The sequence below is a fragment of the Clostridium sp. Marseille-Q2269 genome (genome assembly GCF_943736985.1).
In the GTDB taxonomy this organism is placed as follows: domain Bacteria; phylum Bacillota; class Clostridia; order Clostridiales; family Clostridiaceae; genus Clostridium_F.
Window position 1 is genome coordinate 62221 of sequence record NZ_CALSFS010000018.1, and the last position, 10142, is coordinate 72362.

Below are 10142 nucleotides of genomic sequence, written 5' to 3' on the forward strand. Positions count from 1 at the left end.
TTTCATTTTAAAGCTGTTAGCACTTAAGGATTATTAATTTTATGTAGAAAATCCCAAATTAACATGCTTGTTTTAAAAGTAAATATTTAAGTTTAACGTGGCGAATAGAAGGTGTCTTTAAATAGTATAAAGGACTCTGTTCAAGAAGTTGCTGAGGCTATAGCTGCAGTTCTTAAAGTTGATGTTACTATAATTGACAAGGCTTTTAATAGAGTTGCTGCCACAGGAGAATATAAAAAGTTCATAGGAAATAAGATACCAGGAAAATGTCTATTTGAATTAGTTATAAAAGAAAAAAAGACTAATCATATAAAAAGATATTTAAAAGACAATGAGAAAAAAATGAATCCATCTGTATGTGAAAGCTGCGAAGCAAAGGATAGATGCACAGAATATGCTACCATAGGTTACCCTATAATTATGGATGATGAAGTAATAGGTGTAATTGGTATAAACATTTTTAATGAAAAGCAACTTAATATAATATCTGAAGAATTTAATTATATGATAATATTTCTAAATAGACTTAGTACATTACTTGTAGGAAATATAGTTTATTATGATACTATAAAAAAGTTACAAATTCAGACAGAAGAAACTAACCATATAATAGATAGTTTAAGTCATGGTATAATCTGTGCAGATAATAATGGTATTTTGAAATATATTAATCACAAGGGTAGAAAACTTTTAAATATAGAAGATAAAAGTTTGATAAATACCAATATTAAAGATATAATATCAAACTTTAATATTAAGCTATTAAATAAAGAATATAAGGGTAAGAGCATAAGCATTCATGGTAAAAATGAAAGCTTTCTAATTAAAAGTAGTCCCATAATATTTAAAGGTGAGAGAGTAAGTAATATTATAGAATTTAATAAAAAAATTGATGAAGTTCAAGCAGCCTATAAGCTTTTTGCCAGTAGTAAAATTATAAGGTTTGAAGATATATTAGGTAATAGTAGCAATATAAAAAACGTAAAGCTTATTGCCAAAAATATTGCCAAAACTGGTTCTACAGTATTATTAAGAGGAGAAAGTGGTACAGGGAAAGAACTTTTCGCTAGAGCTATACATTTTGAAAGTGAAAGATGGGATGCTCCATTTATAGCTGTAAACTGTGCTTCTATTCCAGATAACTTATTAGAAAGCGAATTTTTTGGATATGAAGGAGGAGCTTTTTCAGGAGCTAAAAGAGAAGGACAAATGGGCAAATTTGAACTTGCCAATGGAGGAACCATATTTTTAGATGAAATAGGGGATTTACCACTACATCTTCAGCCTAAAATATTAAGAGTGCTTCAAGAGCAAAGCTTTACTAAAATTGGTGGCAAGGAAGAGATATGTGTAGATGTTAGAATAATAGCTGCCACTAATAGAGACCTTGAAAGCATGGTTAAAAATGTGCAATTTAGAGAGGATTTATATTATAGATTAAATGTAATACCAATATATCTTCCAGGTCTTAAGGATAGGGAAGAGGATATAATATTACTTAGTGAGTATTTTATGGATAAATTCTGCACACGATCTAATATAGAAGTAAAACAACTTTCAAATGAAGTAAAAAGTAGTTTTAAAAATTATAATTGGCCGGGTAATATAAGGGAATTGGAAAACGTAATAGAGTATATAGTAAATACTACAAAAGAGAAAATAATATATAATGAACATTTACCAAAATCATTTAAAATATCTAAGGGGAATGATAAAAATAATAGAGGCCTGCAATATAGACTTGATGAATATGAAAAAAAATTATTGGTATCTATGATAAATGAATATGGTGAAGATGGAAAAGGAAAAGAGAGAATTGCTAAGGAACTAAAAATTAACTTATCTACTCTTTATAGAAAGTTAAATAAATATAATTTGCAAAAATGAGAATTGTTTTGCAAGAATGCAAAAATGCTCAATATCAATATGTTAACACATATTAAATCTTCATTTGAATATTAAAATTTGCAAAAATGCAAAAAAACATCCCTTCAAATATATATATTATATAAAGAAAAAATAATTAAATGGTGAATTTTAGGGATTTAATCCATATCTAATAGAGAATATGATTTTTTTGGCATCTTTATTGCTATATATTATAAGTAGTAAAGCTTAAGGAGAGTGGATTAAGATGCTAAAATTATCAAAGGAAGAAATAAGTGAAAAATTACTTGAATTAATAAATAATGAAACTAAACCAGCTATAGGATGTACTGAACCTGTAGCAGTTGCTTTTGCTGTAGCAGTGGGTAGAAAATATATAAAAAGTAAAGTGTTAAACATAGATTTAAAAGTAAGTAAAAATATATTTAAAAACGGTAAATCAGTTACTATACCAAACACAAAGGTTTGTGGATTAGATATTGCAGGAGCTCTTGGAGAAATATGTGGAGATCCAGAAGAAGGATTGTTTGTTTTTAAAAATGTAAATAAAGAATACTTGGATAAAGCAGAAGAAATGATAAGAAATAAAGTTGTAAAACTTAATGCTATTGAAAATATAGATCCAGTTTTTGTACAGGCTACTTTAAAAGGAGAAAATGAGGAAGTTACTGTATTTTTAAAGGGTGGACACACTAATATAGAAAAAATCATTGTAAATGGAAATGTAGAATTTGAAAAACAAAATGAAAGCACAGATCATAATGAAGATTATAACTTTATGAAAGAACTTACTTTAGAAAATTTGAGACAAATAGCAGAAGAAATTAGTATAGAAAAATTGGATTTCATAATGGATGGAATAAATATGAATAAAGAAGCTGCCAATGAAGGTTTAAAAACTGAAAAAGGTTTAACGCTAGGTTCTTCTCTTTTAAAATTGCAAAAAGAAGGGAAAATAGGTAAAGATTCTGCAAGTTTAGCAAGAATATTAACTGCTGCAGCTTCAGATCTTAGAATGGGGGGAGGAATGTGCCCTATAATGACCAGTGGTGGAAGTGGTAATCAGGGATTATGTGTAATATTACCTATTACTGTAGTAGCAGAAGATGTAAATGCTCCTAAAGAAAAACTATTAAGGGCAGTATTCTTTGGTCATGCAGTTAATAATTTTATAAAAAAATATACAGGAAAATTATCTGCGATTTGTGGTTGTGCCATAGCAGCAGGAATAGGTGCTACAGCAGGAATAACATGGCTTTTAGGTGGGAAAGAGAAAGAAATAGAAGGAGCTATATTAAATATGCTTGCTAATCTTACAGGAATGGTATGTGATGGTGCTAAGGGAAGTTGTGCAATAAAGCTTTCAACATCTGCTTCTGAAGCAGTTATATCAGCTTATTTGGCATTAAGTGACATAATAGTTCCTAATAATACAGGAATAATAGGAGATACTGTTGAAGAAACAATAGGAAATCTTGGAATGTTATGTAGAGACGGATTTTATAAAGCAGATGATGTTATGCTTTCTATAGCTTGTAAATAAACACTTTAAATTAATTATAAAACTTAACCTCTTCAAATTTAAGAAGTTAAAATTCAATTGTAGACATAAATAACTTAATGTAAATATAATAAATAATCATAATTTTTTTAAAAGTTACAACCTAAATCTATAATATCTAGTGTTTATAAAACATTAATATTCAACTAGAAATTTTAAGTTTTGATTTAGGTTGTTATTTTTAATAAATATTTATTTTTGGAGAATCAATAGTAATATTGGTTCTATGAATTATGTTCATTTTATTTTACTTTTATATGAACTTTTCATGAGAAAATCGTATTGAATTTTTAGTTCATTGTATTTTCATATTTACAATGTTAATTACAAAGTAGTTATATATATAAATTATATTGATAAACAGTAAAAATTATTATGTTAATACACTTTTAAAAACATTGTTTTTATCATGTTAATTTTCAGTATATAACTTTTTCTATTGGTATTTGTAAAAAATATCCATACCATTTCTTTATTTGTAATCGATTTAATCTTTTTATACTAACTTTTTCGAAGAAAAGTGATTTTTTCGGGATTATTATTAGTATAATATTAATATACCAATTGGTAATTTAATACAAAAATAAATAATAATGCAATGTTTATATGTTTTAAGGAGGTATATATGAATAAATTAGTTAGTCTTAAAGATTTAAAATCATTTTTTAAAAATGGAATGACCATAATGATTGGTGGTTTCTTAGATTGTGGTACTCCTGATGATATAATTGATATGCTAGTGGATTGGAATGTTAAGGATATAACAATAATTTGTAATGACACTAGTTTCATAGATAAAGGGGTAGGCAAGTTAGTTGTAAATGACCAAATAAAAAAAGTAATTGCATCTCATATTGGTACAAATCCGGAAACTGGTAAGAAAATGCTTTCTGGTGAAATAGAGGTACAACTTTCACCTCAAGGAACTTTAATTGAAAGAATCCGTGCGGCTGGTTCTGGTCTTGGAGGTGTTTTAACTAAAACAGGACTTGGAACTATTGTAGAAGAAGGAAAAGAGAAAATTAAAGTTAATGGAGAAGATTATTTATTAGAAACTCCAATTAAAGCCGATCTAGCTTTAATAAAAGGAACAATAGTCGATGAATTTGGAAATATATTTTATAAAGGAACAACTAAAAACTTCAATCCTTGTATGGCTATGGCTGCTGAAACAGTAATAGTCGAACCAGAAAAATTCCTAAAGGGTGATGCTTTGGATCCAGAAATAATTATGACTCCAGGTCCCTTAGTAGATTATATAGTAAAAAAGGAGGAATTCTAAATGATTAATGATAAAAAATTAGCAAGAGAAATCATTGCAAAAAGAGTGGCTCAAGAATTAGAGCCTGGGCAACTTGTTAATCTTGGAATTGGTATTCCAACTTTAGTAGCTAATTATATCTCTCATGAAGATGACATTACCATAGAATCTGAAAATGGGATAGTAGGAATGGCATCAGATCATAAGCTAGAAAATAAAGATTATGATGTTATAGATGCTGGTGGACAATATGCAACAATCATGAAATATGGTTCTTTTATAGATACTTCAATGTCTTTTGCTTTAATTAGAGGTGGCCATGTTGATACTACAGTACTTGGAGCTTTAGAGGTAGATGAAGAAGGAAATCTATCTAATTGGATAATACCAGGAAAATTTGTTCCAGGAATGGGTGGTGCTATGGATCTTGTGACTGGAGCAAAAAAAGTAATTGTAGCAATGCAACATACAGGCAAAGGCAAACCTAAAATTGTGGGAAAATGCAAATTACCTCTTACAGCAAAAGCTAAAGTAAATTTAATTGTAACTGAACTTTGTGTTATTGAAGTTACTGATAAAGGCCTCTTGCTAAAAGAAATTAACAAAGATACAACTATAGATGAAGTTAAATCTTTAACTGAAGCTGAATTAATAATTCCAGAGAAGGTTGATATAATGTTTTCTCAATTAGACTGTAAAAATATTGAAGAATCCTCATTGGTATATAAATAATAGAAAGGAAGAATTGTACTTATGTTAAAATCTGAAATACTAAAACACATTACTACTCCATTAGATGGTTCTGCATTTCCTAGAGGACCTTATAAATTTCATAATCGTGAGTATTTAAATATAATATATAGAACTGATTTAGAAGCATTAAAAAAAATGGTCCCAGAACCTCTTGTAGTAAATGAACCTTTGGTTAGATTTGAAATGATGGCAATGCCAGATACTACAGGGCTAGGTTCATACACTGAGTGCGGTCAAGTTATTCCAATAACTTTCAATGGTAAAAAAGGAGACTATCTTCATGAAATGTATTTAGATAATGAGCCTGCAATTGCAGTTGGTAGAGAAATGAGTGCATATCCTAAAAAATTAGGTTATCCAAAACTTTTTGTTGATTCTGATACCTTAGTTGGGACATTAAAATATGGTTCACTGCCAGTGGCAACTGCTACAATGGGATATAAACACAAAGCTTTAGATTTTGAAGAAGCTAAAAAGCAAATTTGCAGTCCAAATTATATGTTGAAAATTATACCTGGCTATGATGGTAAACCAAGAATTTGCGAATTGGTATGTGCTGAAATTACTGAAATAAAAATTCATGAAGCATGGATTGGGCCAGCTAGACTACAACTATTTAGTCATGCCTTAGCACCAATGGCTGATTTACCAGTATTGGAAGTTATATCAGCCTCTCATATTCTCACAGATTTAACTCTTCCACCTGCTAAGCTTGTTTATGATTATCTTGATAATAAATAAAATTAACATAAAACACCAGGGTTAATCTTTGGTGTTTTTGTATATTATTTTTATAAAATTGTGAAAATTGCAAATTAATATTGATAAACCTATATAAATATAGTAAAATAATTAAAAGATATTTAAATCAACATTTCATGATATTAATTAACTTAAAACTTGTTAGCTTGCTAATTATTTAAATCTTACAACTATATTTAAAATGTTCTAACATATCTAATGTGAGTTCCTGTCAGTAGTTACTAGCTGAACTCACTATTTAGCCTACAGAACTTTTAAAACACTAATGTAAGCGTAAGTAAGATTTGCTCAAAGTTTAACTTATGAAAATATGATTCATCACATAAGCTAAAAGGGAGGTAATATATATGAAAATTATAAAGAAGTATGGACGAGTAGAAGAATTTGATGAAAAAAAATTAAGAACAAGTATAGCAAATTCTGCTAGGGACGCTGAAGGCATTAATTTAACAGAATCAGATTTAAATACTATAGTAAAAGATATAAAAAGCACCCTTAAAAATATAAGGAAAGAAGAAGAAAACACATCTAGTTATGAAATAATAGGGATAGTAAATGAGGTGTTGGTAAAAAATGGATTTGAAGCAGTTTTAAAGGAATTTATAGCTTTTAAACGCAGAAAATAACATATGAAATAGGAAAATATATAAAAGTCTATATCATAAAATTCATTTTGTGATATAGATTTTTTTGTATTCTAAAAAATTAATAAATATGAAAATATAAAAATTTATATGGTACTAAAAGAATAAGGAGATATTAGTCTATAAACACTAAAAATATGATTATTAGCAAGAGATATAAATAAATATATTTTATTTATATGCATACATAATTAAGTAATAATTAGGAATAAATAACATAAAACCTAGTAGAATAAACGGTTTAAAGAAATTGTATGAAAATATTGAAATATGTATTATTATTATGTATAATAGTATAAAAATACAATTGAATCATATTATAAGTTAGGTGGCGGTAGCAGATGTTTTATCCAAGAGTTGAAGTAGATACTAAAAAAATTAGATATAATACTAATATTTTAGTGAAGGAATGCAATAGTAGAGGAATAAAAGTAGCAGCAGTAACTAAATTATTCTGCGGGAATTCTAAAATCGCAAAAGCTATTTCAGAAGAAAAGGTAGATGTTTTAGCAGATTCTAGAATAGAAAATTTAAAAAAGATGATTGATATTAATATTCCTAAAATGTTATTAAGATTACCAATGATAAGTGAAATAAAAGAAGTAATAAAATATGCTGATATTTCATTAGTATCAGATATTATAACCTTAATAGAGCTTTCAAGAGAAGCTCTGGAGCAAAATAAGATACATAGTGTCATATTAATGATAGATTTAGGAGATTTAAGGGAAGGTATATTTAATGAAGAGGAAGTTTATATTACTGTACATAAAATACTTCAACTTAAAGGGATAAAATTAATAGGCGTAGGAACTAATTTATCTTGTTATGGTGGTATTATTCCTACTAATCATAATTTATCACAATTAGTTAATATAAAGAAGAATATAGAAAGTAAATTTAATATTAAAATAGAAGTAATTTCTGGAGGAAATTCTGGTTCTCTTAGTTTATTTAAAGATAATAAGATACCAGAAGAGATAACTCAACTAAGATTAGGATCATCTATAGCTATGGGAATAGGATTAAATGATGATCCTATAGATTCTCTTTTTGTAGATGCCTTTAAGTTAGTTGTAGAAATAGTAGAAGTTAAAAATAAACCTTCAGTACCAATTGGAAACATTGGATTAGATGCTTTTGGTAATAAGCCTTCTTTTGAAGATAAAGGTATTATAAAAAGAGCTATATGTGCAATAGGAAGGCAAGATGTTAGTCCGGATAATATAATACCATTAGATAAAAAAATAGAAGTTCTAGGAGCAAGCAGTGATCATCTTTTATTAGATGTTACAAACTCCAGTAAGGATTATAAAATAGGTGATAAAGTAGAATTTAATATTAGCTATGGAGGATGCTTATCTTTAATGACTTCTGAATATATTCATAAGGTCATACTATAATTTTTTAATTGTTTTATCTTATATTTTTTCTTTTGTAAGAAATATGTGATTATTTAAAAAGTAACTTCCATTTAAAAAATAAGAAATAGATAATAGTTAAGTTGTGTAACTAATGATCTATTTCTTATTTATTCTATATATTAAAAAAGATAGTTGTTTGTAGTTTTATAAGAATGTTAAAGCATCATTCTTATAATAATCCTATAAGTGTATAAAATCTTACAAAAAAGTTAAATTATAAACAAAATTATAGAAAAGTAATGAACTTTAGAACTATTTATATAGCTTTCCCAAATTATCAGCAGTAAGAATAGCTGCATATACATCTTGGTAAGTTACTTCAAAAGGCATATTAAATATAGTTTCACCATCAGCACACGTAACTTTGGCTACTTTCATAATATCTTCTTCATTTATTTCTTTAATTCCCATATCTTCTAAAGTTATTGGCAGGTTTACATCTATACAAAATTCTATTACTTCTTCCAGTTCTTCCAGTGGACTATTTTCTAAAACTAATTGTACTAAAGTTCCAAAAGCCACTTTTTCACCATGATATAAATTATGACATTCTTGTAATACTGTGAATCCATTATGTATAGCATGTGCTGCTGCTAGACCACAGCTTTCAAAACCTATACCACTTAAGAAAGTATTAGCCTCAATAATATTTTCTACAGCTTTAGTAGATACTTTTTTTTCTACAGCAAGTTTTGCTTTAAGACCATCCTTTAGAAGAGTTTCATAGCAAAGTTTAGCCAAAGCAAAAGCACTATTAGTTCCTTTACCTCCAGCTAAAGTGTCTGAATTTGATTTCATGCAGGCTCTAGCTTCAAAATAAGTTGCTAATGCATCTCCCATACCTGCTACTAAAAGTCTTGCAGGGGCTTTAGTTACCATAGAAGTATCTACTAATACTAAGTCAGGATTTTTAGGAAGTAATAAGTACTCTGAGAATGTTCCATCTTTTGCATATATTACTGAAAGAGCACTACAAGGAGCATCTGTGGAGGCTATAGTTGGAGCAATTACCACTGGAGTATTTTTATAGTAAGCTACTGCTTTGGCTGTATCAAATATTTTTCCACCACCAATACCAACAACTACATCACAATTATTAGATTCTACATAGGAACCCAATCTATCAATTTCCTCTTTAGAACATTCTCCATTAAATGCTTCAAATACTAATTCTATATCTAAATCTTTACAACTTTCCTCTAAAGTAGATTTAGTTCTTTTTATTCCATTAGGACTTGCTATTATAAAAAACTTTTTACCTAAAGATTTAGCATGAGATCCAAAGTTTGATAACTCTCCTTTACCTTGAACATACTTACTTGGGGAAATTATTATTTTACTCATTTATCTTCCTCCTAAAAATTATATTTACTTTTATGTTAATTATATCAGAAAATAGTTAAATTTTTATCAATATACTGTTAAAAAATTTAAATTTACAGTTTTATTTATACATAAATTGATTAAATAAGAGATTTTATTATTTGAAATTTATTAGCAATTTACATTGTATATTAAAATATATAGTATAAAATAGAGAAAACTAAGTTACATATGTTAAAAAATATATAAGATGAGATTTAACAAAATTGATATTATCCATGTTTTCTGTGATTTTAAATTATAACTTTAGTTATGCAAAATAAAAATCTAAATTGGTAAAACTACCAAAAAATAAATATGGCATACTTTCTCTCACCGTGTTATATAAAAGTTACCCTAAAAATACAAACACAGGAGGTAAGAAGTATGCCAAGTACTAATATTGTATCCATTAATAATGAACTTTACAATTACTTAAATGATGTAAATTATGGAATGTCTAAGCCTCAATTTAATCATTTAACCAA

General features: G+C 27.6%; 8 protein-coding genes. 7 read left to right on the forward strand and 1 reads right to left on the reverse strand.

The genetic code is table 11. From position 1 onward, the window contains the following. The first annotated feature begins 111 nt into the window (after positions 1 to 111). The 7 genes from NGI68_RS15730 (at position 112) to orr (ending at position 8271) form a co-directional block, all read left to right on the forward strand. Positions 112 to 1887: a sigma-54 interaction domain-containing protein gene (locus tag NGI68_RS15730; protein WP_251862389.1), complete on the forward strand. Its 1776-nt coding sequence runs from the start codon at positions 112 to 114 to the stop codon at positions 1885 to 1887. Positions 1888 to 2134: 247 nt separating this feature from the next. Beyond that, positions 2135 to 3430 (forward strand): L-cysteine desulfidase family protein, encoded by a 1296-nt coding sequence (locus NGI68_RS15735; RefSeq protein WP_251862390.1) that lies wholly within the window; start codon positions 2135 to 2137, stop codon positions 3428 to 3430. Positions 3431 to 4073: 643 nt separating this feature from the next. After that, positions 4074 to 4730, forward strand: coding sequence for a 3-oxoacid CoA-transferase subunit A (locus tag NGI68_RS15740; RefSeq protein ID WP_251862391.1), 657 nt, complete (start codon positions 4074 to 4076; stop codon positions 4728 to 4730). Continuing rightward, positions 4731 to 5441 (forward strand): 3-oxoacid CoA-transferase subunit B, encoded by a 711-nt coding sequence (locus NGI68_RS15745; RefSeq protein ID WP_251862392.1) that lies wholly within the window; start codon positions 4731 to 4733, stop codon positions 5439 to 5441. It abuts the gene before it with no gap. Between the two features lie 21 nt (positions 5442 to 5462). Next, positions 5463 to 6203 (forward strand): acetoacetate decarboxylase, encoded by a 741-nt coding sequence (gene adc, locus NGI68_RS15750; RefSeq protein ID WP_251862393.1) that lies wholly within the window; start codon positions 5463 to 5465, stop codon positions 6201 to 6203. Between the two features lie 368 nt (positions 6204 to 6571). Further along, the gene (locus tag NGI68_RS15755) at positions 6572 to 6850 is read left to right on the forward strand and encodes an ATP cone domain-containing protein (protein ID WP_251862394.1); all 279 of its coding nucleotides are present in this window, start codon (positions 6572 to 6574) and stop codon (positions 6848 to 6850) included. Positions 6851 to 7209: 359 nt separating this feature from the next. Further along, positions 7210 to 8271 (forward strand): ornithine racemase Orr, encoded by a 1062-nt coding sequence (orr, locus tag NGI68_RS15760; RefSeq protein WP_251862395.1) that lies wholly within the window; start codon positions 7210 to 7212, stop codon positions 8269 to 8271. Between the two features lie 273 nt (positions 8272 to 8544). Here orr and NGI68_RS15765 read toward each other — a convergent pair whose 3' ends face one another. Next, entirely contained in the window at positions 8545 to 9636 is a 1092-nt protein-coding gene (locus tag NGI68_RS15765) for a glycerol dehydrogenase (RefSeq protein WP_251862396.1), read from the reverse strand. Positions 9637 to 10142: the final 506 nt, after the last annotated feature.

Coding starts and splice junctions, on each gene's coding strand:
- NGI68_RS15735 (WP_251862390.1), top strand. CDS start 2,135: ATGCTAAAATTATCAAAGGAAGAAATAAGTGAAAAATTACTTGAATTA.
- orr (WP_251862395.1), top strand. CDS start 7,210: ATGTTTTATCCAAGAGTTGAAGTAGATACTAAAAAAATTAGATATAAT.
- NGI68_RS15740 (WP_251862391.1), top strand. CDS start 4,074: ATGAATAAATTAGTTAGTCTTAAAGATTTAAAATCATTTTTTAAAAAT.
- NGI68_RS15745 (WP_251862392.1), top strand. CDS start 4,731: ATGATTAATGATAAAAAATTAGCAAGAGAAATCATTGCAAAAAGAGTG.
- NGI68_RS15765 (WP_251862396.1), bottom strand. CDS start 9,636: ATGAGTAAAATAATAATTTCCCCAAGTAAGTATGTTCAAGGTAAAGGA.
- adc (WP_251862393.1), top strand. CDS start 5,463: ATGTTAAAATCTGAAATACTAAAACACATTACTACTCCATTAGATGGT.
- NGI68_RS15755 (WP_251862394.1), top strand. CDS start 6,572: ATGAAAATTATAAAGAAGTATGGACGAGTAGAAGAATTTGATGAAAAA.